Source organism: Klebsiella scottii, from assembly GCF_036561945.1.
In the GTDB taxonomy this organism is placed as follows: Bacteria; Pseudomonadota; Gammaproteobacteria; order Enterobacterales; family Enterobacteriaceae; genus Klebsiella; species Klebsiella scottii.
The window spans coordinates 214,086-238,894 of the sequence record NZ_JARXNI010000017.1 but is presented as its reverse complement, the minus strand read 5'-3'; the positions used below and the strand labels follow the sequence as shown (position 1 = coordinate 238,894).

The following is a 24,809-nucleotide window of genomic DNA, read 5'->3' as shown; positions in this document are numbered from 1 at the left end:
GAGCGCCGTTTTACGTTATTGCTGCGGGAATACTTAATTATTCCTGCAGATCGCCACAGAAGCGGTAACCTTCACCGTGAATGGTAGCGATGATTTCCGGCGTATCCGGAGTAGATTCAAAGTGCTTACGAATGCGACGGATGGTCACGTCTACGGTACGGTCGTGCGGCTTAAGCTCACGGCCGGTCATTTTCTTCAGCAGTTCAGCACGCGACTGGATTTTGCCCGGGTTTTCGCAGAAGTGCAGCATTGCGCGGAATTCACTGCGCGGCAGCTTGTACTGCTCACCGTTCGGGCTAACCAGAGAACGGCTGTTGATATCCAGTTCCCAGCCGTTGAACTTGTAGCTTTCTACGCTGCGACGTTCTTCGCTTACGGTACCCAGATTCATGGTACGGGAGAGCAGGTTGCGCGCGCGAATAGTCAGTTCACGTGGGTTGAATGGCTTGGTGATATAGTCATCTGCGCCAATTTCGAGGCCCAAAATCTTATCAACTTCATTATCGCGGCCGGTAAGGAACATCAGCGCGACGTCCGCCTGTTCGCGCAGTTCACGCGCCAGCAGGAGACCATTTTTACCCGGCAGGTTAATATCCATGATTACCAGGTTGATATCATTTTCAGACAGGATCTGATGCATTTCCGCGCCATCGGTCGCTTCGAACACATCATAACCTTCTGCTTCGAAAATACTTTTTAACGTGTTGCGTGTTACCAACTCGTCTTCAACGATAAGAATGTGCGGGGTCTGCATGTTTGCTACCTAAATTGCCAACTAAATCGAAACAGGAAGTACCAAAGTCCCTGACCTGCCTGGTACATGTCGCAAATTAACATGTCCGGCGTAACATGACTAAAGTACGTAATTGCGTTCTTGATGCACTTTCCATCAACGTCAACAACATCATTAGCTTGGTCGTGGGTACTTTCCCTCTGGACCCGACGGTGTCAAAAACGGCTGTCATCCTAACCATTTTAACAGCAATATAACAGGCTAAGAGAGGCTGAACACCCAATAAAACTACGCTTCGTTGACATATATCAAGTTCAATTGTAGCACGTTAACAGTCTTGTGAAATCATCGTATTGAAATGCTATTTATAGTTACAAATCTTACACAGCTCAAATGGTTGCGTGGAGAAACTGATAAATATGCTGAATCCAATGCCTGAAACGGTATCCGACGCGAAATATCATTGGCAAACATATGGATAAAAGCGTTCTGTTAACATACCTCGTGTCGCGGTTGGTTGGAAATAGTTTAGTTTTTTTTATGGGTGATCGAACGCAATTTTAGTGATATTTGTTGCAAATTTGTAAATTTTCGCCGCGTAAAATGAAGGGTAGCTTTCATTTTCGCCCCCTGAGAGAGTAGAAGAGAAGCACAATGCGCGTATCTATTGTATTAGTATCCCCGGCTCGGGCAGAGAACGTTGGCGCGGCCGCGCGAGCGATGAAAACGATGGGTTTTAGCGATATGCGGATCGTTGAAAGCGATGCCCATTTGCAGCCTGCGGCGCGCTGGGTCGCCCATGGTTCAGGAGATATTCTCGATAATATAAGCACTTATTCAACGCTGGAGCAGGCGCTGCACGATGTCGATTTTACGGTCGCCACCACGGCCCGCAGCCGGGCGCGCTTCCATTACTACGCCACCCCGCAGCAGCTCCTGCCGCTGATGGAGGAAAAGGCGCAGTGGATGAACCACGCGGCGCTGGTGTTTGGCCGGGAAGATTCCGGCTTGACCAACGAGGAGCTGGCCCTTGCCGACGTTTTGACCGGCGTGCCGATGGTCGCCGACTACCCGTCGCTCAATCTCGGCCAGTCGGTGATGGTCTACTGCTATCAGCTGACCTCCCTGGTTCAGCAGGCGTCCGCCGTTTGCGCGAGCGTCGATGAAAACCAGCTGCAGGCGCTGCGATTGCGGACCCTGGATCTGTTGACCCGACTTGGCGTTGCAGAAGACGTAAAACTCACCGATTGGCTACAGCAGCGGATTGGACTTTTGCAGCAGCGTGATACGGCGATGCTCCATCGTTTGCTGCACGATATTGAAAAAAACCTTCCGGAGTAAAGTTCTGTCATAATTTTTAGATATGGTTTTTTCTGCTGATTGAAGGCGCACGACTGTGCGAACAGGGATGAATGACCGGTGCATTTTGGCGCATTGTCCAGGTGCGTCAAAACCGGCGAAAAGCAGAAATTCATTGACTTAAGCCGGCAGATACTTTAACCAATATAGGCACAGGACACAGACAGATAAAAATTACAGAGTACACAACATCCATGAAACGCATCGGCATGATTACAACGATTATCACCACCACTATTACTACAGGTAACGGTGCGGGCTGACGCGTACAGGAAACACAGAAAAAAGCCCGCACCTGAACAGTGCGGGCTTTTTTTTCGACAAAAAATCTAGGGGTAACAACCATGCGCGTGTTGAAGTTCGGCGGTACATCAGTGGCAAATGCAGAACGTTTTCTGCGTGTTGCCGATATTCTGGAGAGCAATGCCAGGCAGGGGCAGGTAGCGACCGTACTGTCTGCCCCGGCGAAAATTACCAACCATCTGGTCGCGATGATTGAAAAAACCATCGGCGGTCAGGACGCGCTCACCAATATCGCTGATGCTGAACGCATTTTTGCCGAACTGCTGCAGGGTCTCGCCGATGCTCAGCCGGGTTTTGCGCTGGCGCAGCTGAAAACCTTCGTCGAGCAGGAGTTTGCCCAGATAAAGCACGTGCTGCACGGCATCAGCCTGCTTGGCCAGTGCCCGGATAGCGTCAACGCTGCGCTGATTTGCCGCGGAGAAAAGCTCTCCATCGCGATTATGGCCGGCCTTCTCGAAGCGCGTGGTCATAAGGTCAGCGTGATTAATCCCGTCGAAAAACTGCTGGCCGTGGGTCATTATCTGGAATCCACCGTCGATATCGCCGAATCTACCCGCCGCATTACCGCCAGCCAGATTCCTTCAGACCATATGGTGCTGATGGCCGGTTTTACTGCCGGTAACGAAAAGGGCGAGCTGGTGGTTCTCGGCCGTAACGGCTCCGACTATTCTGCCGCCGTACTCGCCGCCTGCCTGCGCGCCGACTGTTGTGAAATCTGGACCGACGTCGACGGCGTTTACACCTGCGATCCGCGCCAGGTACCGGATGCTCGCCTGCTGAAGTCGATGTCTTATCAGGAAGCGATGGAGCTCTCCTACTTCGGCGCCAAGGTTCTGCACCCGCGCACCATTGCGCCTATCGCTCAGTTCCAGATCCCCTGCCTGATTAAAAATACCGGCAATCCGCAGGCGCCGGGTACGCTTATCGGCGCCAGCCTTGATGAAGACGGCCTGCCGGTTAAGGGGATCTCTAACCTTAATAATATGGCGATGTTCAACGTCTCCGGTCCGGGGATGAAGGGGATGGTCGGCATGGCCGCCCGCGTCTTCGCCACCATGTCACGCGCCGGCATTTCTGTGGTCCTGATCACCCAGTCCTCTTCCGAGTACAGCATCAGCTTCTGCGTGCCGCAAAGCGACTGCGCCCGGGCAAAACGGGTGATGGAGGAGGAGTTTTATCTGGAGCTGAAAGAGGGGCAGCTGGAGCCGCTGTCGATCATGGATCGCCTGGCTATCATTTCCGTTGTCGGCGACGGTATGCGCACCCTGCGCGGTATTTCAGCCAAGTTCTTCGCGGCGCTGGCTCGCGCCAATATCAATATCGTGGCGATTGCCCAGGGCTCTTCCGAACGCTCCATTTCCGTGGTGGTCAGCAATGACGATGCCACCACCGGGGTACGCGTAACCCACCAGATGCTGTTCAACACCGACCAGGTCATCGAGGTGTTCGTTATCGGCGTTGGCGGCGTTGGCGGCGCGCTGATCGAGCAAATCAAGCGTCAGCAGGGCTGGCTGAAGAACAAGCATATCGACCTGCGGGTGTGCGGCGTCGCAAATTCCCAGGCTCTGCTGACCAACGTGCACGGTCTGAATCTGGAAAACTGGCGCGCTGAGCTGGCCGAAGCGAAAGAGTCGCTTAACCTGGGCCGCCTGATCCGCCTGGTGAAAGAGTATCATCTGCTGAACCCGGTGATCGTTGACTGTACCTCCAGCCAGGCGGTCGCCGATCAGTATGCCGATTTCCTGCGCGAAGGTTTCCACGTGGTGACGCCGAATAAAAAGGCGAACACCTCGTCGCTGGATTACTATCACCAGCTGCGCCACGCGGCGAGCAGCTCAAGACGTAAATTCCTCTACGACACCAACGTCGGCGCCGGCCTGCCGGTTATCGAGAACCTGCAGAACCTGCTCAATGCCGGCGACGAACTGCTGCACTTCTCCGGCATCCTCTCCGGTTCGCTGTCGTTTATCTTCGGCAAGCTGGACGAGGGGATGACGCTCTCTGCGGCGACGACGCTGGCGCGGGATATGGGCTATACCGAACCGGATCCGCGCGACGATCTCTCCGGCGTCGACGTTGCCCGCAAGCTGCTGATCCTGGCCCGTGAGACCGGACGTGAGCTGGAGCTGTCGGACATTATCGTTGAGTCGGCTCTGCCTGAAGGGTTTGATGCCAGCGGCGACGTTGAGAGCTTTATGGCGCGTCTGCCAACGCTGGATAACGAATTTGCTTCCCGGGTGGCGAAAGCGCGCGATGAAGGTAAAGTCTTGCGTTACGTCGGCAATATCGAAGAGGATGGAACCTGCCGCGTGAAAATCGCCGCGGTTGACGGGAACGATCCGCTGTTTAAAGTGAAAAACGGTGAGAACGCGCTGGCTTTTTACAGCCACTATTATCAGCCGCTGCCGCTGGTGCTGCGCGGCTATGGCGCGGGTAACGATGTGACGGCTGCCGGCGTATTTGCCGACCTGCTGCGTACCCTGTCATGGAAGTTAGGAGTTTAAGATGGTCAAAGTATATGCCCCGGCTTCCAGTGCCAATATGAGCGTCGGGTTTGATGTCCTGGGCGCGGCGGTCACGCCGGTTGACGGTACGCTGCTGGGGGACAACGTCTCGGTTGAGGCTGCCGCAAGCTTCAGCCTGCAAAACGTGGGTCGCTTTGCCAGCAAACTGCCGGCGGCGGCGCAGGAAAATATCGTTTATCAGTGCTGGGAGCGTTTCTGCGAAGAAATTGGCCGGAAGGTTCCGGTGGCGATGGTGCTGGAAAAAAATATGCCGATTGGCTCCGGCCTCGGCTCCAGCGCCTGTTCGGTGGTGGCGGCGCTGGTGGCGATGAATGAATTCTGCGGCAAGCCGCTGAACGAAACGCGGATGCTGGCGCTAATGGGGGAGATGGAAGGGCGCATCTCCGGCAGCATTCACTATGACAACGTCGCGCCGTGCTATCTGGGCGGAATGCAGCTGATGATCGAAGAAAACGACATCATCAGCCAGCAGGTGCCCGGTTTTGACGAGTGGCTGTGGGTACTGGCCTACCCTGGTATTAAAGTCTCGACGGCGGAAGCGCGCGCCATCCTGCCGGCCCAGTATCGCCGGCAGGACTGTATTGCTCACGGCCGTCATCTGGCGGGCTTTATTCACGCCTGCTATACCCGCCAGCCGCAGCTGGCAGCGAAACTAATGAAAGATGTGATTGCCGAACCCTATCGCACCAAACTGCTGCCAGGCTTCAGCGAAGCGCGGCAGGCGGCAATGGAGATTGGCGCGCAGGCCTGTGGGATCTCCGGCTCTGGTCCGACGCTGTTTGCGTTGTGCGATAAGCCGGAAACCGCGCAGCGCGTCGCCGACTGGCTGGGTACGCATTATCTGCAGAATCACGAAGGCTTTGTTCATATTTGCCGGCTGGACACGGCGGGCGCACGAGTAGTGGGATAACCAATGAAACTCTATAACTTAAAAGATCATAACGAACAGGTCAGCTTTGCGCAGGCCGTAACGCAGGGGCTTGGCAAGCATCAGGGGCTGTTCTTCCCGCACGATCTGCCGGAATTTAGCCTGACGGAAATCGATGACATGCTGGCGCTGGATTTTGTCACCCGCAGCGCTAAGATCCTGTCGGCATTTATTGCCGATGAGATCCCGCAGGCGGTCCTGCAGGAGCGTATCGGCGCGGCCTTCACCTTTCCGGCGCCGGTCAGCAAGGTGCAGGATGACATCGGCTGCCTTGAGCTGTTCCACGGCCCGACGCTGGCGTTTAAAGACTTCGGCGGCCGTTTCATGGCCCAGATGCTGACCCATATCGCAGGCGACAAACCGGTGACTATCCTGACGGCGACGTCCGGCGATACCGGCGCGGCGGTAGCCCACGCGTTCTACGGTCTGCCAAACGTGAAGGTGGTGATTCTCTATCCGCGCGGCAAGATTAGCCCGCTGCAGGAGAAGCTGTTCTGCACCCTGGGCGGCAACATTGAAACCGTGGCCATCGACGGCGACTTTGACGCCTGCCAGGCGCTGGTTAAACAGGCCTTTGACGACGAAGAGCTGAAAGCTGCGCTGGGCCTGAACTCCGCCAACTCGATTAACATCAGCCGTCTTCTGGCGCAGATTTGCTACTACTTCGAAGCGGTCGCGCAGCTGCCTCAGGAAGCGCGTAATCAGCTGGTGATTTCGGTCCCCAGCGGCAACTTCGGCGACCTGACCGCCGGCCTGCTGGCGAAGTCTTTGGGCCTGCCGGTTAAACGCTTTATCGCGGCCACCAACGCCAACGATACCGTTCCTCGCTTCCTGCAGGATGGCAACTGGGCGCCGAAGGTCACTCAGGCGACGCTGTCCAACGCTATGGACGTCAGCCAGCCTAACAACTGGCCGCGCGTCGAAGAGCTGTTCCGCCGCAAAACCTGGCGCCTGAACGAGCTGGGCTATGCGACCGTGGACGACGAGACGACCAAAGAGGCGATGCGTGAGCTGAAAGCCATCGGCTACACCTCGGAGCCGCATGCGGCAATCGCCTGGCGCGCGCTGCGCGACCAGCTGCAGCCGGGCGAATATGGCCTGTTCCTCGGTACCGCGCATCCGGCGAAGTTCAAGGAGAGCGTCGAAGAGATCCTGCAGGAGACGCTGCCGCTGCCGAAAGAGCTGGCCGATCGCGCCGATCTGCCGCTGCTGTCGCATAACCTGCCTGCGGACTATGCGGCGCTGCGCGAGCTGATGATGGCGAAAGCGTAACGGCGGCTACAGACGTTGTTTATTTCTCAAACCGGGCCAGGGCGCCCGGTTTTTTTACGGCCAAAAAAGGAGAAATTATGCATGAATTATCAATAAATGCCGGGGGCTGAAGAATAGGATTGCGGAGAATAACAAGCGCCGTTGCGCAGGGTTAACCTTTGGCTATCGACCCATCACGGGCACTGTTAACAAAGGGGAAACCTATGTCAAAGCTGAAATCTGTGATCCTTGCGCTTTCGATGCTGCTGGTGGCTCCTGCGGCCGTCCACGCCGCTGAAATTACGCTGATTCCGGCCGTAAAACTGCAGATCGGCGATCGCGATAACTCCGGCAACTATTGGGACGGTGGCCACTGGCGCGATCGTGAGTGGTGGGGACGCCATTACGACTGGCGCGACGATCGCTGGCATCCGCATGACGATCGCCGTTATCACCAGCGCGATCGCGACGATCGCGACCACGGTCCGGATCGCGACTGGCACCACCGCTAAGCGACGTTCCCGGCCGGCAGGCTGGCGGCCGGGAAGCGGGTTAGCGCTCGTGACGTTTAAAGACCATCTCGCCTTTATCGGAAGCGTCGGCGTCAAAGAAGTACCCGTCGCTGTCGAAACGCGCGAGCTGCTCCGGCTGGGTTAAGCGGTTCTCAATGATATAGCGGCTCATCAAGCCGCGCGCTTTCTTGGCGTAGAAGCTGATCACCTTAAACTGGCCGTTTTTCTCATCGAGGAACACCGGCTTAATAATCTGACCCTGCAGCCGTTTTGTTTTGACCGACCGGAAGTATTCGTCGGAGGCGAGGTTAATCACCACATCGTCACCCTGCGCCTTCAGCGCCTGATTCAGCGTATCGGTAATCGTCTCCCCCCAGAACTGATAGAGATCCTTGCCTTTGGCGTTTTCCAGCTTAATTCCCATCTCCAGACGATAGGGCTGCATCAGATCCAGCGGGCGCAGCACGCCGTACAGGCCGGAGAGCATGCGCAAATGCTGCTGAGCGAAATCGAAATCCGCCTCGCCGAAGGTTTCCGCCTGCAGCCCGGTGTAGACGTCACCCTTAAAGGCCAGAATTGCCTGGCGGGCATTTTTCGGCGTGAACTCGGGATGCCAGTCGTGAAAACGGGTTGCGTTCAGATCCGCCAGCTTATCGCTGATGCCCATCAGCTTGCCTATCTGCGGCGCCGAAAGCTGGCGCGCCACGCCGATAAGCTGTTGAGAATACTCCAGCAGCTCAGGCTGGGTGTAGCGCGTCGTCGCCAGCGGGCTTTGATAATCGAGCGTTTTAGCAGGTGAAATCAGAATCAGCATATCCAGTCCTTGCAGGAGATTTTCCGCGATTTTAGCAAAAAAAGACCGCGGAGGGATCGATGGCTGCGATTGCTGCGCTATTCGCGCGGCGGTCCGTCCCAGGTTCCCGGCGCCAGCTGCTGACGAATTTCCGGGTAGCGTGCGGCATCGAACGTGGGCTGCACTCCCAGCCGCCGCTGGTGGAGATAGTCGCTGGCAAGGATCCGCACAGTGGGCGACAGCAGGAGGATTGCCGTCAGGTTGGTAATGGCCATCAGCGCCATAATAATATCCGCCAGTCGCCAGACGACGGGGAGGCTCATCATCGTTCCCGTTAAGACCATCAGGATGGTGATAATCCGCAGCGCCCAGATGCAGGTTGGGCTATTAAAACGCAGAAAAATAAGGTTATTTTCAGCGTAAATGTAGTTTGCCACGATGGAGCTAAAGGCAAAAAGCAGCACGATGACGGCGACAAAGCTGGCGCCCCAGCCGCCGACGAGCCCGTTCATCGCATACTGAATGGCCTGGATACCGTTAGCGGCGTCCTCTCCGCCTCCGCGCGGCGCCAGCATGATAATCACCGCGCTGGCGGTGCAGATAACCACGGTATCGATAAAAACGCCAAGCATCTGGACTATCCCCTGAGCCGCCGGGTGAGGAGGCCAGGAGGCGGCGGCTGCGGCGGCGTTAGGCGTTGAGCCCATTCCCGCTTCGTTAGAGAACATCCCGCGCTGAAAACCGCTGGTCAATGCCTGGCTGATGGTATAACCCACCGCGCCGGCGGCGGCTTCCTGCCAGCCGAATGCGCAGCGGAAAATGGTATTAAAAATTGCCGGCAGGGCGGTGATGTGCCACAGGCCGATTAGCAGGCTGGCGGCGACCCACAGCACGGCCATCAGCGGGACGAACCATTGCAGGATCTTTGCCACGTTGCGCAAGCCGCGAACGATAACCAGCAGGGTGATCACGGCCAGCACGCCGCCGGTGATAACGCCGGGCAGATCGAACGCATAGGCCATCGCATGCGCCACCGAGTTGGCCTGAACGGTGTTAAAAATGACGCCATAGGCGAGCAGCAGCAGGATTGAAAACAGCACGCCCATCCAGCGCATCCCTAAGCCTCGGGTCATATACCACGCCGGGCCGCCGCGAAATTGCCCCTGCGCATCGCGTTCTTTGTAGAGCTGGGCAAGGGAGCATTCGGCGAAGCTGCTGGCCATACCGAGCAGCGCAGAGACCCACATCCAGAATATGGCGCCCGGCCCGCCGGCGGTGATCGCCAGCGCCACGCCGGCCAGGTTACCGCTACCGATGCGGGCGGCCAGGCTGGTGCACAGGGCCTGAAAAGAGGTTAAGCCGTCGGGCTGGGGCAGAAGGCTTTTGCGCAAACTTTTTCCAAACTGGCGAACATAACGGAACTGAATACATTTCGTCCGCCAGGTAAACCATACGCCGGCACCCAGTAACAGATAGATCATTACCGAGCCCCAGAGTATTTCATTGATAAATGAGAAAAAGTCAGGCATTAAGCATCCTCTTGTCCATGTTGGTAAGCTCGTGTAAGCGTTACCATTTTAGTGACAATCCTTTAACATTCAGAGAATTAATTCGTTCAGTTTATCACACTCTGCGGTCTTGCATGGTCCGCAGTTGCGCTGACCATGCAGCGTGTTATCATCTTGGCAGACCGGTTACATCCCCTTAACTGCTGTTTAAGAGAACACTATCATGACGGATAAATTGACTTCTCTGCGTCAGTACACCACTGTCGTAGCTGATACCGGAGATATTGCGGCAATGAAGCTGTATCAGCCTCAGGATGCCACGACTAACCCTTCTTTGATTCTTGGCGCGGCTCAGATCCCTGAGTACCGTAAGCTGATTGATGACGCTATCGTCTGGGCCCGCGCTCAGAGCAGCGATCGCGCGCAGCAGATTATCGACGCTTCCGATAAGCTGGCGGTGAATATTGGTCTCGAAATCCTTAAGCTGATTCCTGGCCGTATTTCTACTGAAGTTGATGCACGTCTCTCCTATGACACCACGGCATCCATCGCTAAAGCTAAACGCATCATCAAGCTGTACAACGATGCGGGCATCGGCAACGATCGCATTCTGATCAAACTGGCTTCTACCTGGCAGGGCATCTGCGCCGCCGAGCAGCTGGAAAAAGAAGGCATCAACTGTAACCTGACCCTGCTGTTCTCCTTCGCTCAGGCTCGCGCTTGTGCGGAAGCGGGCGTATTCCTGATCTCTCCGTTCGTAGGCCGTATTCTCGACTGGTACAAAGCGAACACTGATAAGAAAGAGTATGCGCCGGCGGAAGATCCGGGCGTGGTTTCCGTTAGCGAAATCTACGAGTACTACAAGCAGCACGGTTATGAAACCGTGGTGATGGGCGCAAGCTTCCGTAACGTCGGTGAAATCCTCGAGCTGGCCGGCTGCGACCGTCTGACCATTGCTCCGACGCTGCTGAAAGAGCTGGCGGAAAGCGAAGGCGCTATCGAACGTAAGCTGACCTTCAGCGGCGAAGTTAAAGCCCGCCCGGAACGCATCACCGAATCTCAGTTCCTGTGGCAGCATAACCAGGACCCGATGGCGGTAGACAAACTGGCGGAAGGTATCCGTAAGTTTGCTATCGACCAGGAAAAACTGGAAAAAATGATCGGCGACCTGCTGTAATCATTGCGCGTGGCCGGGCTCCCGGTCACGCTACTTCTTTTGAACCCTGTCTGTATTTCCCTCCAGCGTGTATCATTCCGTCTAATTGCACTATTTGAACGGAATAACGATGAATACCTTACGAATCGGCTTAGTTTCCATCTCCGATCGCGCCTCCAGCGGCGTTTATCAGGATAAAGGCATCCCGGCACTTGAAGAGTGGCTGGCGCGTGCGCTGACGACCCCTTTTGAGCTCCAGACCCGCTTGATCCCCGATGAACAGGTGATTATCGAGCAAACGCTGTGCGAGCTGGTTGACGAAATGGGGTGCCATCTGGTGTTAACTACCGGCGGTACCGGCCCCGCGCGACGAGACGTGACGCCGGATGCGACGCTGGCGATTGCCGATCGCGTTATGCCGGGCTTTGGCGAGCAGATGCGTCAGGTGAGCCTGCACTTCGTCCCGACGGCTATTCTTTCCCGCCAGGTTGGCGTGATCCGCAAACAGGCGCTGATCCTCAATCTGCCCGGCCAGCCGAAGGCTATTCAGGAAACCCTTGAAGGGGTCAAAGATGCCGATGGTCAGGTGCTGGTGCACGGCGTCTTTGCAAGTGTACCGTATTGTATACAGCTGCTTGAAGGGCCTTATGTTGAGACTGCGCCGGAAGTGGTAGCGGCTTTTCGCCCAAAAAGCGCGAGGCGCGAAAGTTTATCCTGAATTTGATGCTTTCCTGACATAACCTGCAATGTTGGTGGTGTGCCGTTTTATTTACGATATAGTGTTTTTTACTTTACACACTGCGTGATAACACCTACATACCTCTGGATGAATAGCTCGTTATGTCACAACATACCCGATCTCTGAATCGACAAGACTATAAAACTCTGACGCTGGCTGCCCTTGGCGGGGCGCTGGAGTTTTACGACTTCATTATCTTCGTCTTCTTTGCCGCCGTCGTCGGCGAGCTGTTCTTCCCGGCGGATATTCCGGAATGGCTGCGCCAGGTGCAGACCTTCGGCATTTTCGCCGCCGGCTATCTGGCGCGCCCGCTCGGCGGCATTATCATGGCCCACTTTGGCGATCTGGTCGGGCGCAAGAAAATGTTTACCTTGAGCATTTTGCTGATGGCGCTGCCGACGCTGGCGATCGGCCTGCTGCCGACCTATGAATCGATGGGGATCGTTGCCCCGCTGCTGCTGCTGCTGATGCGCGTGCTGCAGGGCGCGGCGATTGGTGGTGAAGTTCCCGGCGCCTGGGTCTTTGTTGCGGAGCACGTGCCGGAGAAAAAAATCGGTATCGCCTGCGGCACGCTAACGGCGGGCTTAACGGTGGGGATCCTGCTGGGATCGGTGGTGGCGACGCTGATTAATACCAGCCTGACGCCGCAGGGCATCCATGACGGCGGCTGGCGTATTCCTTTCCTGCTGGGCGGCGTGTTCGGCCTGGTGGCGATGTATTTGCGCCGCTGGCTGCAGGAAACGCCAATATTCCTTGAGATGCAGCAGCGTAAAGCATTAGCCCAGGAGCTGCCGGTTAAAGCCGTGGTGCTGAAGCATCAGAAGGCCGTGGTGGTCTCAATGCTGCTGACCTGGCTATTATCCGCAGGCGTGGTGGTGGTCATTTTGATGTCGCCGGTATGGCTGCAAAAGCATTACGGCTTTGCTCCGGCGGTGACTCTGCAGGCGAACAGCATTGCGACGATTATGCTGTGTGTCGGCTGCCTGCTGGCAGGCCTGGCGGCAGATCGCTTTGGCGCCAGCCGGACTTTTATTGTCGGCAGCCTTCTGCTGGCGGTGTCCAGCTGGGCGTTCTATCACCTTTCCGGCACCTCGCCTGAACAGCTTTTCCTGCTGTACGGCACCGTAGGGCTGTGCGTTGGCGTGGTCGGGGCGGTGCCTTATGTGATGGTCCGCGCCTTTCCGGCGGAGGTGCGTTTTACCGGAATTTCATTCTCGTACAACGTGTCCTACGCTATTTTCGGCGGCCTGACGCCGATTGCCGTTACTATGCTGATGGGCGTATCGCCGATGGCTCCGGCGTGGTACGTGCTGGCGCTTTCGCTGATGGGGCTGGGGCTGGGAATTTGGCTGCGTCAGGGGCTGGGGGAGTATACCGTCGCCGCGAGGGGCGAACTGCAGCGCCTGCCATAGCGTGGCTGCTGAATACCCTCGCCGTCAGGCGAGGGTATTGTCTATCAATGAGGCGCGCCGATCGGCAGAATGGTGCGACCAAACTGCTCGTTGAGCACTTCACCCATCGCCAGATAAATGGCGCTGCCGCCGCAGACTAAGCCAATCCAGCCCGCGATTTTAACGATGCCTTCGTTGTCGGCCAGGTGACCAATTGCCAGCAGGGCAAACAGTACGGTCAGGCTGAGGAAAACGAACTGCAGCATCCGTGCGGCTTTCAGGGTACCGAAGAACATAAACAGCGTGAAAACTCCCCACAGTCCGAGATACATGCCCAGGAAGTGCGCATTTGGCGCCTCCGCCAGGCCCATTTTCGGCATGAGAAGAATGGCGACCAACGTCAGCCAGAAGGCGCCGTAGGACGTAAAAGCGGTTAAACCAAAGGTGTTACCTTTTTTGAATTCCAGCAGTCCTGCGAAAATTTGCGCAATGCCGCCGTAAAAAATGCCCATCGCCAGGATAGCTACATCAAACGCGAACAGGCCGCTATTCGCCAGGTTAAGCAGAACAGTGGTCATGCCGAAGCCCATAAGGCCCAGCGGTGCCGGATTAGCCAACTTAGTGTTGCCCATAATTCCTCAGAATAATGATTAGAAAGGGAAGCATTACCCCGCCACGCAGCGGTGGGGCGCGGCATAATAATGAGGAGTCGGCAGGCTGTCTATGATCTGGCGAGGTATTTTTCACCAATTTTACACTCTGGCCGAACGATGCCGGGCATTTGCCTGAAGCCGGGCGGGGGATGATGGTCGTAAGGCTATGATCCGTGTGGCTTCAGGCCCCTCAAAGTCGGGGCGAACCCTCTGCAGCAAGCGTATGGCTTTAATCATCATTCATTTAAGGGGCCATCGCGGATGAACGATATGAAGCGCGCTTTTTCGCGCCATATCGGGGAAACCTCCTCGTCGCTGCCCGGCTTCGTGGGGCGATGAAGATAAAAATTTTTTTGCCTCCCCCCTTGATGAAGCGGTGGACGACCCCATCTTGTAGTCAACCGCAGTGAATGAACCTGAAAAAAAAAGATGTTGGGCAGTTGAAACCGCACGTTTCGCCCTTATTACAGGTTCACAACCACATGTTGATCGAATTTTTAGTGGAGACGTTTAGATGGGTAAAATTATTGGTATCGACCTGGGTACTACCAACTCTTGTGTAGCGATTATGGACGGCACTACTGCTCGCGTGCTGGAAAACGCCGAAGGCGATCGCACCACGCCTTCTATCATTGCTTATACCCAGGATGGTGAAACTCTGGTTGGTCAGCCGGCTAAACGTCAGGCAGTGACAAACCCGCAAAACACCCTGTTTGCGATTAAACGCCTGATTGGTCGCCGCTTCCAGGATGAAGAAGTTCAGCGTGACGTTTCTATCATGCCGTACAAAATTGTTGCCGCAGACAATGGCGACGCATGGCTTGATGTGAAAGGTACCCGCACCGCACCGCCGCAGATTTCTGCTGAAGTGCTGAAAAAAATGAAGAAAACTGCTGAAGATTACCTGGGTGAGCCGGTAACTGAAGCCGTTATCACCGTACCTGCATACTTCAACGATGCTCAGCGTCAGGCTACGAAAGACGCCGGTCGTATCGCGGGTCTGGAAGTTAAGCGTATCATCAACGAACCAACCGCCGCTGCGCTGGCCTACGGTCTGGATAAAGAAGTCGGCAACCGTACTATCGCGGTTTACGACCTGGGTGGCGGTACCTTCGATATCTCTATTATCGAAATCGACGAAGTTGACGGCGAGAAAACCTTTGAAGTTCTGGCAACCAACGGTGATACCCACCTGGGCGGCGAAGACTTTGATAGCCGTATGATCAACTACCTCGTTGACGAGTTTAAGAAAGATCAGGGCATTGACCTGCGTAACGACCCTCTGGCAATGCAGCGCCTGAAAGAAGCGGCAGAAAAAGCGAAAATCGAGCTTTCTTCCGCTCAGCAGACCGACGTGAATCTGCCGTACATCACCGCAGATGCGACCGGTCCGAAACACATGAACATTAAAGTGACCCGTGCGAAACTGGAAAGCCTGGTGGAAGACCTGGTTAACCGTTCTATCGAGCCGCTGAAAGTTGCGCTGCAGGATGCTGGCCTGTCCGTATCCGACGTCCAGGACGTTATCCTGGTCGGTGGTCAGACTCGTATGCCGATGGTGCAGAAGAAAGTTGCCGAGTTCTTTGGTAAAGAGCCGCGTAAAGACGTTAACCCGGATGAAGCTGTTGCTATCGGCGCAGCGGTACAGGGCGGCGTACTGACTGGCGAAGTTAAAGACGTTCTGCTGCTGGACGTTACCCCGCTGTCGCTGGGTATCGAAACTATGGGCGGCGTGATGACTGCGCTTATCAACAAGAACACCACTATCCCGACCAAGCACAGCCAGGTGTTCTCGACTGCGGAAGATAATCAGTCTGCGGTAACTATCCACGTGATTCAGGGCGAGCGTAAACGCGCTTCCGATAACAAATCACTGGGTCAGTTCAACCTCGACGGCATCAACCCGGCGCCGCGCGGCATGCCGCAGATCGAAGTGACCTTCGATATCGATGCCGATGGTATCCTGCACGTCTCCGCGAAAGATAAGAACAGCGGTAAAGAGCAGAAAATTACCATTAAAGCGTCTTCCGGCCTGAACGAAGAAGAAATCGCCAAAATGGTCCGTGAAGCAGAAGCGAACGCGGAATCTGACCGTAAGTTCGAAGAGCTGGTTCAGACCCGCAACCAGGGCGACCATCTGCTGCACAGCACGCGTAAGCAGGTTGAAGAAGCGGGCGACAAGCTGCCGGCTGACGACAAAACCGCTATCGAGTCTGCGCTGACCGCGCTGGAAACTTCCCTGAAAGGTGAAGACAAAGCCGATATCGAAGCGAAAATGCAGGCGCTGGCTCAGGCTTCTCAGAAGCTGATGGAAATTGCCCAGCAGCAGCATGCTCAGCAGCAGGCTGGCGGCGCTGAAGCTTCCGAAAGCAATGCGAAAGACGATGATGTCGTTGACGCTGAGTTTGAAGAAGTGAAAGACAAAAAATAATCGCCCTTTGAACGGGTAAAACACTGGCACGGGCGAAGAGGTTTCCTCTCCGCCCGTGCACGCATGTTAAGGGGCTGAAAAACACCAATGGCAAAGCAAGATTATTACGAGATTTTAGGCGTTTCCAAAACAGCGGAAGAGCGTGAAATCAAAAAGGCGTACAAGCGCCTGGCCATGAAATATCACCCGGACCGCAACCAGGGTGATAAAGAGGCCGAAGCTAAATTTAAAGAAATCAAAGAAGCCTACGAAATCCTGACGGATGACCAGAAGCGTGCGGCCTACGATCAGTACGGCCACGCCGCGTTTGAGCAGGGCGGCATGGGCGGCGGCGGTGGTTTCGGCGGCGGCGCGGATTTCAGCGATATCTTTGGCGATGTTTTCGGCGACATCTTCGGCGGTGGCCGCGGTCGTCAGCGCGCGTCGCGCGGGGCTGACCTGCGCTACAACATGGATCTGACGCTGGAAGAAGCGGTTCGCGGCGTAACGAAAGAGATCCGTATCCCGACGCTGGAAGAGTGCGACGTTTGCCACGGCAGCGGCGCTAAATCGGGCAGCAAGCCGCAGACCTGTCCGACCTGTCACGGTGCCGGCCAGGTGCAGATGCGCCAGGGCTTCTTCGCCGTTCAGCAGACCTGTCCGCACTGTCAGGGCCGCGGAACGCTGATTAAAGACCCGTGCAATAAATGTCACGGTCACGGTCGCGTAGAGAAAACCAAAACGCTGTCGGTTAAAATCCCGGCAGGCGTAGATACCGGCGATCGCATTCGTCTGTCTGGCGAAGGTGAAGCCGGCGAGCACGGTGCTCCAGCCGGCGATCTGTACGTTCAGGTCCAGGTGAAGCAGCACGCCATCTTTGAGCGTGAAGGTAACAACCTGTACTGCGAAGTGCCGATTAACTTCACCATGGCGGCGCTGGGCGGCGAGATCGAAGTCCCGACGCTGGACGGCCGCGTGAACCTGAAGGTGCCTGGCGAAACGCAGACCGGCAAGCTGTTCCGCATGCGCGGTAAAGGCGTGAAGTCCGTACGCGGCGGCGCGCAGGGCGATCTGCTGTGCCGTGTGGTTGTTGAAACGCCGGTTGGCCTCAACGACAGGCAGCGGCAGCTGTTGAAAGAACTTCAGGAAAGCTTCGGCGGCCCGACGGGTGAGAACAACAGCCCGCGCTCCAAAAGCTTCTTTGACGGCGTGAAGAAATTCTTCGATGATTTGACGCGCTAATCATCGTGCCGTGTAAAAAGCCACTTTATCGCAAAGTGGCTTTTTTATTTCTCGCCGTCTATCCGTTAATGATGCCTGAACCTCTCGATCGGACATCTTTCTGATCCTTCTCTTTTTAGTTCGTAAAAACCGATTGAAAGGGCAATAATAATCTTATTTTTTCGATCTGTTATGGCGATTAAAATAGTTTAAACGATGAATAATCCTGATAGAGAGAATAAAAAGTGAAACATCTGCAGCGTTTTTTAAGTAGCGATGCTTCCGGGGGCATAATCCTCATTTTTGCCGCCGCGCTGGCGATACTGTTGGCAAATACCGACGCCACCAGCGGCCTGTATCACGCCTTTTTGACAATGCCGGTTCAGCTGCGCGTCGGTGCGTTAGAAATCAACAAGAACATGCTGCTGTGGATTAACGATGCGCTGATGGCCGTCTTCTTCCTGCTGATTGGCCTCGAAGTAAAGCGCGAGATGATGCAGGGGGCGCTGGCCAGCCGTCGTCAGGCGGTATTCCCGGTGCTGGCCGCCTTAGGTGGGATGATCGTCCCGGCGCTGATCTACCTTGCGTTTAACGCTCAGGACCCGATTGCCAGAGGGGGCTGGGCGATCCCGGCGGCAACCGATATTGCGTTTGCGCTGGGCGTGCTGGCGCTGCTGGGCAGCCGCGTGCCTGTGGCGCTGAAGATTTTCCTGATGGCGCTGGCCATTATCGATGACCTGGGGGCGATCGTCATTATCGCGCTGTTCTACACCAGCGACCTTTCCATGCTGTCTCTCGCCGTGGCGGCGGGAGCCATTGGCGTGCTGGCGCTGCTGAACCTGAGCGGGGTGCGGCGCACCGGTATCTATATTCTGGTCGGGGCGGTGCTGTGGACCGCGGTGCTGAAATCCGGGGTTCACGCCACCTTAGCGGGAGTCATTGTCGGCTTTATGATCCCGCTGAAGGAGCAGGATGGAAAATCGCCGGCGCAGCAGCTTGAGCACGTTCTGCACCCGTGGGTTGCCTGGCTTATCCTGCCGCTTTTTGCCTTTGCTAATGCGGGCGTCTCGCTGCAAGGAGTGACGCTTGAGGGGCTGACGTCGCTGCTGCCGCTGGGGATTATTGCCGGGCTGTTTATTGGCAAGCCGCTGGGGATCGGCCTGTTCTGCTGGCTGGCGCTGAAGCTGAAGTGGGCTTCGCTGCCGAAAGGGGCCAGCTTCCAGCAGATTATGGCGGTCGGCGTGCTCTGCGGGATTGGCTTTACCATGTCGATTTTTATCGCCAGCCTGGCGTTTGCCAGCACTGACCCCGGATTAATCAACTGGGCCAAGCTTGGCATTCTGACCGGCTCGGTACTATCGGCCGTCAGCGGATATATGCTGCTGCGTAAGCGCATAGCGGCGTAACACTTTCGGAGAGCCCGCAGAGGCTCTCCAGGACATTATCAGGGAGAGAAGCATGTCGCATATTAATTACAACCATCTGTACTACTTCTGGCACGTGTACAAGGAAGGCTCCGTTGTCGGGGCGGCGGAAGCGCTATTTCTGACGCCGCAGACCATAACCGGACAAATTAAAGCGCTTGAAGAGCGCCTGCAGGGCAAGCTGTTTAAGCGTAAGGGCAGGGGGCTGGAGCCGAGCGAGCTGGGTGAGCTGGTGTTCCGCTATGCCGACCGCATGTTTACGCTAAGCCAGGAGATGCTGGATATCGTCAACTATCGCAAGGAGTCCAATCTGCTGTTCGACGTTGGCGTGGCGGATGCGCTCTCGAAGCGGCTGGTGAGCGGCGTGCTGGATGCGGCGGTGGTTGAGGATGAGCAGATCCACCTGCGCTGCTTTGAATCGACCCACGAGATGCTGCTGGAGCAGCTGAGCCAGCATAAGCTCGATATGATTATCTCCGATTGCCCCATCGACTCAACCCAGCAGGAGGGGCTGTTTTCGGTGCGCATCGGCGAATGCAGCGTGAGCTTCTGGTGTATGAATCCGCCGCCGGAGAAACCGTTTCCCGCCTGCCTTGAGGAGCGTCGCCTGCTGATCCCCGGCAGACGTTCGATGCTAGGCCGCAAGCTGCTGAACTGGTTTAATTCGCAGGGGCTCAAGGTTGAGATCCTCGGGGAGTTTGATGACGCGGCGCTGATGAAGGCGTTCGGTGCGGCGCACAATGCGATTTTTGTCGCCCCGACGCTATACGCGCATGATTTCTACCATGACGAGTCGATCATTGAGATTGGCCGGATGGAGAACGTGATGGAGGAGTATCACGCCATCTTTGCCGAGCGCATGATCCAGCATCCGGCGGTACAGCGTATCTGCAACCGCGACTACTCGGCGCTCTTTACCTCGCCGCAGCGCTGACGGGCGGCAGATTTCAGGCATAAAAAAACCCGCTTTCGCGGGTTTTTCTACAAAGCGATAACAAGCAGGCTATTAAGCCAGTTTGTTGATCTGAGCGGTCAGGTTTGCTTTATGACGCGCAGCTTTGTTTTTGTGGATCAGACCTTTAGCAGCCTGACGGTCCACGATTGGTTGCATTTCGTTAAATGCTTTCAGTGCAGTAGCTTTGTCGCCAGCTTCAATAGCTGCGTATACTTTCTTGATGAAAGTACGCATCATAGAGCGACGGCTAGCGTTGTGCTTGCGGGCCTTTTCAGACTGAACGGCGCGCTTCTTAGCTGATTTGATATTAGCCAAGGTCCAACTCCCAAATGTGTTCTATATGGACAATTCAAAGGCCGAGGAGAATGCCCGTTTAGCCTTCTTTTGTCAATGGATTTGTGCAAATAAGCGGCGCTTAAAACAACGACGCTTTATTACGTAGTGATGGCGCAAGATTCTACCAGCTTGTTGCTGGCGAATACAGCCTTTCCACCATAAAAATCGACGGGCCCGCGTAGTTTTCCCCGCATTCCAGCGCTGAGTTGATGAATTCTCGGGATCTTTCAACGAAGAGGTGCAATCGCTGGTTAACGTCGCCAGTTGTACAAGGTATACTCGGACGATTTTCACTGTTTTGAGCCAGACATGAAGCTGATACGCGGCATACATAATCTCAGCCAGGCCCCGCGCGGGTGCGTGCTGACCATTGGTAATTTTGACGGTGTGCATCGCGGGCATCAGGCGCTGCTGCAGCGCTTGCGCGCAGAGGGCCGCCAGCGTGGCTTACCGGTGGTGGTGATGATTTTCGAACCGCAGCCGCTGGAGCTGTTTGCCGCCGATAAGGCGCCCGCACGCCTGACGCGCCTGCGTGAAAAGCTGCGCTATTTGGCTGAAAGCGGCGTCGACTACGTGCTGTGCGTGCGGTTCGACCGACGCTTTGCCGCCCTGACCGCTCAGGACTTTATCAGCGAACTGCTGGTCCGCCGCCTGGGCGTGCAGTTCCTTGCCGTGGGCGATGATTTCCGCTTTGGCGCTGGTCGTCAGGGGGATTTCTTGTTATTACAGAAAGCCGGAGTGGAGTTTGGGTTTGACATAACCAGCACCCAGACTTTCTGTGAAGGCGGCGTACGCATCAGCAGCACCGCGGTGCGGCAGGCGCTGGCGGATGACGATCTTGCCCTGGCAGAAACCCTGCTGGGCCATCCGTTTACCATCTCCGGGCGCGTGGTGCACGGCGATGAGCTGGGGCGCACCATTGGCTTCCCGACGGCGAATTTACCGCTGCGTCGTCAGGTTTCCCCGGTTAAAGGGGTCTATGCGGTAGAAGTGACGGGGCTTGGCGACAAACCTTTGCCGGGTGTCGCCAATATTGGCACTCGCCCAACGGTCGCCGGCGTCCGTCAACAGCTGGAAGTACATCTGTTGGACGTTGTAATGGACCTCTACGGTCGCCATATAGATGTAATACTGCGTAAAAAAATACGTAACGAACAGCGATTTGCGTCGCTCGATGAGCTGAAGGCGCAAATTGCACGTGATGAGTTAACGGCCCGCGAGCTTTTTGGGCTGACCAGCCAGGCATAAACCTGTTGGTGTTTATCAAACCGAAATACGGAACCGAGAATCTGATGAGTGACTATAAATCCACCCTGAATTTGCCGGAAACAGGGTTCCCGATGCGTGGCGATCTCGCCAAACGCGAACCGGGAATGCTGGCGCGTTGGACCGATGATGATCTGTACGGCATCATCCGTGCGGCGAAAAAAGGCAAAAAAACCTTCATTCTGCATGATGGCCCTCCTTATGCGAATGGCAGCATTCATATTGGTCACTCGGTTAACAAGATTCTGAAAGACATTATCGTTAAGTCCAAAGGGCTGACGGGCTATGATTCTCCCTACGTTCCGGGTTGGGACTGCCACGGTCTGCCGATCGAGCTGAAAGTGGAGCAGGAATACGGCAAACCGGGCGAGAAGTTCACCGCTGCCGAGTTCCGCGCTAAGTGCCGCGAATACGCCGCGACCCAGGTTGACGGCCAGCGTAAAGACTTTATCCGTCTTGGCGTGCTGGGCGACTGGTCGCGTCCGTATCTGACCATGGATTTCAAAACCGAAGCCAATATCATCCGCGCGCTGGGTAAAATCATCGGCAACGGCCACCTGCACAAAGGCGCGAAGCCGGTGCACTGGTGCGTAGACTGCCGTTCCGCGCTGGCGGAAGCGGAAGTTGAGTATTACGACAAAACCTCCCCGTCTATCGACGTGGCGTTCCACGCGGTCGATAAAGCGGCGGTGCTGGCGAAATTCGGTGTTGCCGACGTCAGCGGCCCGGTTTCCCTGGTTATCTGGACCACCACGCCGTGGACCCTGCCGGCTAACCGCGCCATCTCCCTGTCGCCGGAATTCGACTATGCGCTGGTGCAGGTTGAAGGCCAGGCGCTGATCCTGGCGAAAGACCTGGTTGAAAGCGTGATGAAGCGTACGGGCATCGCGGATTACACCATCCTTGCGGTGGTCAACGGCGCTGAGCTGGAGCTGATGCGCTTTAAGCATCCGTTCCTCGACTTCGACGTTCCGGCGATCCTCGGCGACCACGTTACCCTCGATGCGGGTACCGGCGCGGTGCATACCGCCGGCGGTCACGGCCCTGACGACTACACCATCAGCCAGAAATATGGTCTGGAAATCGCCAATCCGGTGGGTCCGGACGGCGCCTACCTGCCAGGAACCTATCCGTCGCTGGACGGTATCAACGTCTTCAAAGCTAACGACATCATCGTTGAGCTGCTGCGTGACAGCGGCGCGCTGCTGCACGTTGAAAAAATGCAGCACAGCTATCCGTGCTGCTGGCGCCACAAGTCGCCGATCATCTTCCGCGCCACGCCGCAGTGGTTCGTCAGCATGGATCAGAAAGGCCTGCGCGCGCAGTCGCTGAAAGAGATTAAAGGCGTGCAGTGGATCCCGGACTGGGGCCAGGCGCGTATCGAATCGATGGTTGCCAACCGTCCTGACTGGTGCATTTCCCGTCAGCGTACCTGGGGCGTTCCGATGTCCCTGTTCGTGCATAAAGAGACCCAGGAGCTGCATCCGCGCACCCTGGAGCTGATGGAAGAAGTGGCGAAGCGCGTTGAGGTTGACGGTATTCAGGCGTGGTGGGATCTCGACTCCCGCGACATCCTCGGTGCCGATGCCGACAGCTACGAGAAAGTGCCGGATACCCTCGACGTGTGGTTCGACTCCGGCTCTACCCACTCCTCGGTGGTTGACGTGCGTCCGGAGTTTTCCGGTCACGCCGCCGATATGTATCTGGAAGGTTCCGACCAGCACCGCGGCTGGTTCATGTCCTCGCTGATGATCTCCACGGCGATGAAGGGCAAAGCGCCGTATCGTCAGGTGCTGACCCACGGCTTTACCGTTGATGGCCAGGGCCGCAAGATGTCCAAATCCATCGGCAATACCGTCTCTCCGCAGGACGTGATGAACAAGCTGGGCGCGGATATCCTGCGTCTGTGGGTGGCTTCCACCGACTATACCGGCGAAATGGCGGTCTCCGATGAGATCCTCAAACGCGCCGCCGACAGCTATCGTCGTATCCGCAACACCGCGCGCTTCCTGCTGGCGAACCTTAACGGTTTCGACCCGCTGACCGACATGGTGAAACCGGAAGAGATGGTGGTTCTGGATCGCTGGGCGGTGAGCTGCGCGAAAGCGGCGCAGGAAGATATCCTCAAAGCCTACGAGTCCTACGATTTCCACGAAGTGGTGCAGCGCCTGATGCGCTTCTGCTCCATCGAGATGGGTTCGTTCTACCTCGACATCATTAAAGACCGCCAGTACACCGCGAAAGCGGACAGCGTGGCGCGTCGCAGCTGCCAGACCGCGCTGTTCCACATCGTGGAAGCGCTGGTGCGCTGGATGGCGCCGATCATGTCCTTCACCGCCGACGAAATCTGGGGCTACCTGCCGGGTTCCCGCGAGAAATACGTCTTCACCGGCGAGTGGTATGAAGGCCTGTTTGGCCTGGCTGACGACGAAGCGATGAACGACGGCTTCTGGGACGAACTGCTGAAAGTGCGCGGCGAAGTCAACAAGGTTATCGAGCAGGCTCGCGCAGACAAGCTGGTGGGCGGCTCTCTTGAGGCGGCGGTCACGCTGTATGCGGATAGCGAGCTGGCGGCGAAGCTGAATGCGCTGAGCGATGAATTACGCTTTGTCCTGTTAACCTCCGGGGCGAACGTTGCCGACTATGCGCAGGCGCCGGCTGATGCCTGGCAGAGCGAGCTGCTGAAGGGGCTGAAGGTTGTGCTGAGCAAAGCGGAAGGCGATAAGTGCCCACGCTGCTGGCACTACACCAGCGACGTCGGCAAGGTGGCGGAACACGCGGAAATCTGCGGTCGCTGTGTCAGCAACGTCGCCGGTGACGGCGAACAACGTAAGTTTGCCTGATGAGTAAATCTGTTTGTTCGACCGGGCTACGCTGGCTTTGGGTCGTCGTAGCCGTGCTGATTATCGATCTGGGCAGCAAATTCCTGATCCTCCAGAACTTCGCTCTGGGGGATACGGTAGCGCTGTTCCCATCGCTGAACCTGCACTATGCGCGCAACTACGGCGCGGCCTTTAGCTTCCTCGCCGATAGCGGCGGCTGGCAGCGCTGGTTCTTTGCGGGGATCGCCCTCGGCATCTGCGTGATTCTGACGGTGCTGATGTACCGCTCGAAGGCGACGCAGAAGCTGAATAACATCGCCTACGCGCTGATTATTGGCGGGGCGTTAGGCAACCTGTTTGACCGGCTGTGGCATGGTTTTGTCGTCGATATGATTGATTTCTACGTCGGTGAGTGGCATTTCGCCACCTTCAACCTGGCCGATACCGCCATTTGTATCGGCGCGGCGCTGATTGTGCTGGAGGGCTTTTTGCCCGGCGCTGCGAAGAAAACCGCGTAATCCTTG

Annotated in this window: 22 protein-coding genes and 1 other annotated feature; of the genes, 17 read left to right on the top strand and 5 right to left on the bottom strand. The window is 56.4% G+C overall.

The features are described from left to right. Window positions 1-37: 37 nt before the first annotated feature. Window positions 38-754, bottom strand: coding sequence for a two-component system response regulator ArcA (gene arcA / locus QFI97_RS01330; protein WP_002887843.1), 717 nt, complete (start codon window positions 752-754; stop codon window positions 38-40). Between the two features lie 95 nt (window positions 755-849). Here arcA and yjjY point away from each other — a divergent pair, with 95 nt between their 5' ends. The 7 genes from yjjY to QFI97_RS01295 all read left to right on the top strand — a co-directional run bounded on the left by yjjY (window position 850) and on the right by QFI97_RS01295 (window position 7,611). Beyond that, window positions 850-990, top strand: coding sequence for a YjjY family protein (gene yjjY, locus QFI97_RS01325; protein ID WP_049268126.1), 141 nt, complete (start codon window positions 850-852; stop codon window positions 988-990). A 397-nt stretch (window positions 991-1,387) separates the two neighbouring features. Then, window positions 1,388-2,074, top strand: a complete 687-nt coding sequence (locus QFI97_RS01320) for a tRNA/rRNA methyltransferase (protein ID WP_095103909.1) — start codon at window positions 1,388-1,390, stop codon at window positions 2,072-2,074. 212 nt (window positions 2,075-2,286) lie between these two features. Continuing rightward, window positions 2,287-2,355, top strand: a complete 69-nt coding sequence (gene thrL / locus QFI97_RS01315; protein WP_071845000.1) for a thr operon leader peptide — start codon at window positions 2,287-2,289, stop codon at window positions 2,353-2,355. Further along, window positions 2,294-2,411: a sequence feature (Thr leader region), on the top strand. (Overlaps the previous gene by 62 nt.) Before the next feature lie 25 nt (window positions 2,412-2,436). Further along, entirely contained in the window at window positions 2,437-4,899 is a 2,463-nt protein-coding gene (gene thrA, locus QFI97_RS01310; RefSeq protein ID WP_346430429.1) for a bifunctional aspartate kinase/homoserine dehydrogenase I, read from the top strand. Window position 4,900: 1 nt separating this feature from the next. Next, complete coding sequence (gene thrB / locus QFI97_RS01305; protein ID WP_041143968.1) at window positions 4,901-5,830, top strand: homoserine kinase; 930 nt, start codon at window positions 4,901-4,903, stop codon at window positions 5,828-5,830. Window positions 5,831-5,833: 3 nt separating this feature from the next. Then, a complete protein-coding gene (thrC, locus tag QFI97_RS01300; RefSeq protein WP_331834522.1) occupies window positions 5,834-7,120 on the top strand; it encodes a threonine synthase in 1,287 nt (428 codons plus the stop codon). A 203-nt stretch (window positions 7,121-7,323) separates the two neighbouring features. Next, a complete protein-coding gene (locus tag QFI97_RS01295; protein WP_346430428.1) occupies window positions 7,324-7,611 on the top strand; it encodes a DUF2502 domain-containing protein in 288 nt (95 codons plus the stop codon). Between the two features lie 40 nt (window positions 7,612-7,651). Here the strand turns inward: QFI97_RS01295 and yaaA are convergent, their stop codons facing one another. Together yaaA and QFI97_RS01285 are read right to left on the bottom strand one after the other, a co-directional pair. Continuing rightward, the gene (gene yaaA / locus QFI97_RS01290) at window positions 7,652-8,425 is read right to left on the bottom strand and encodes a peroxide stress protein YaaA (RefSeq protein ID WP_095103901.1); all 774 of its coding nucleotides are present in this window, start codon (window positions 8,423-8,425) and stop codon (window positions 7,652-7,654) included. 77 nt (window positions 8,426-8,502) lie between these two features. Continuing rightward, window positions 8,503-9,933, bottom strand: a complete 1,431-nt coding sequence (locus QFI97_RS01285; RefSeq protein WP_346430427.1) for an alanine/glycine:cation symporter family protein — start codon at window positions 9,931-9,933, stop codon at window positions 8,503-8,505. 202 nt (window positions 9,934-10,135) lie between these two features. On the opposite strand from QFI97_RS01285, the gene tal reads away from it, so the two are divergent. The 3 genes from tal (at window position 10,136) to QFI97_RS01270 (ending at window position 13,219) form a co-directional block, all read left to right on the top strand. Continuing rightward, window positions 10,136-11,089 carry a transaldolase gene (gene tal / locus QFI97_RS01280; RefSeq protein ID WP_095103897.1) on the top strand — a complete coding sequence of 318 codons (954 nt, stop codon included), beginning with the start codon at window positions 10,136-10,138 and terminating at the stop codon, window positions 11,087-11,089. Window positions 11,090-11,198: 109 nt separating this feature from the next. After that, window positions 11,199-11,786: a molybdopterin adenylyltransferase gene (mog, locus tag QFI97_RS01275; RefSeq protein WP_095103895.1), complete on the top strand. Its 588-nt coding sequence runs from the start codon at window positions 11,199-11,201 to the stop codon at window positions 11,784-11,786. A 122-nt stretch (window positions 11,787-11,908) separates the two neighbouring features. Then, window positions 11,909-13,219: an MFS transporter gene (locus QFI97_RS01270; RefSeq protein WP_346430426.1), complete on the top strand. Its 1,311-nt coding sequence runs from the start codon at window positions 11,909-11,911 to the stop codon at window positions 13,217-13,219. A 44-nt stretch (window positions 13,220-13,263) separates the two neighbouring features. Here the strand turns inward: QFI97_RS01270 and satP are convergent, their stop codons facing one another. After that, window positions 13,264-13,830 (bottom strand): acetate uptake transporter, encoded by a 567-nt coding sequence (satP, locus tag QFI97_RS01265; RefSeq protein ID WP_095103891.1) that lies wholly within the window; start codon window positions 13,828-13,830, stop codon window positions 13,264-13,266. Between the two features lie 535 nt (window positions 13,831-14,365). Here satP and dnaK point away from each other — a divergent pair. The 4 genes from dnaK (at window position 14,366) to nhaR (ending at window position 19,840) form a co-directional block, all read left to right on the top strand. Beyond that, window positions 14,366-16,282 (top strand): molecular chaperone DnaK, encoded by a 1,917-nt coding sequence (dnaK, locus tag QFI97_RS01260; protein WP_041143977.1) that lies wholly within the window; start codon window positions 14,366-14,368, stop codon window positions 16,280-16,282. An 87-nt stretch (window positions 16,283-16,369) separates the two neighbouring features. Further along, window positions 16,370-17,503, top strand: a complete 1,134-nt coding sequence (dnaJ, locus tag QFI97_RS01255; protein ID WP_346430425.1) for a molecular chaperone DnaJ — start codon at window positions 16,370-16,372, stop codon at window positions 17,501-17,503. A gap of 224 nt (window positions 17,504-17,727) precedes the next feature. Further along, window positions 17,728-18,888, top strand: a complete 1,161-nt coding sequence (nhaA, locus tag QFI97_RS01250) for a Na+/H+ antiporter NhaA (protein WP_346430424.1) — start codon at window positions 17,728-17,730, stop codon at window positions 18,886-18,888. A 52-nt stretch (window positions 18,889-18,940) separates the two neighbouring features. Further along, window positions 18,941-19,840: a transcriptional activator NhaR gene (gene nhaR, locus QFI97_RS01245; RefSeq protein WP_095103885.1), complete on the top strand. Its 900-nt coding sequence runs from the start codon at window positions 18,941-18,943 to the stop codon at window positions 19,838-19,840. Between the two features lie 72 nt (window positions 19,841-19,912). Here the strand turns inward: nhaR and rpsT are convergent, their stop codons facing one another. Further along, entirely contained in the window at window positions 19,913-20,176 is a 264-nt protein-coding gene (gene rpsT / locus QFI97_RS01240) for a 30S ribosomal protein S20 (protein WP_003018940.1), read from the bottom strand. A gap of 330 nt (window positions 20,177-20,506) precedes the next feature. Between rpsT and ribF the strand changes: the two genes are divergently transcribed. Genes ribF through lspA form a run of 3 tightly spaced genes read left to right on the top strand, consistent with a single transcriptional unit; the run spans window position 20,507 to window position 24,803 of the window. Next, entirely contained in the window at window positions 20,507-21,445 is a 939-nt protein-coding gene (gene ribF, locus QFI97_RS01235; RefSeq protein WP_095103883.1) for a bifunctional riboflavin kinase/FAD synthetase, read from the top strand. A gap of 44 nt (window positions 21,446-21,489) precedes the next feature. After that, on the top strand, window positions 21,490-24,306 hold the full coding sequence (ileS, locus tag QFI97_RS01230; protein ID WP_346430423.1) for an isoleucine--tRNA ligase: 2,817 nt from the start codon (window positions 21,490-21,492) through the stop codon (window positions 24,304-24,306). Then, a complete protein-coding gene (gene lspA, locus QFI97_RS01225; protein ID WP_041143982.1) occupies window positions 24,306-24,803 on the top strand; it encodes a signal peptidase II in 498 nt (165 codons plus the stop codon). Before ileS ends, lspA begins: the two co-directional genes overlap by 1 nt. Window positions 24,804-24,809: the final 6 nt, after the last annotated feature.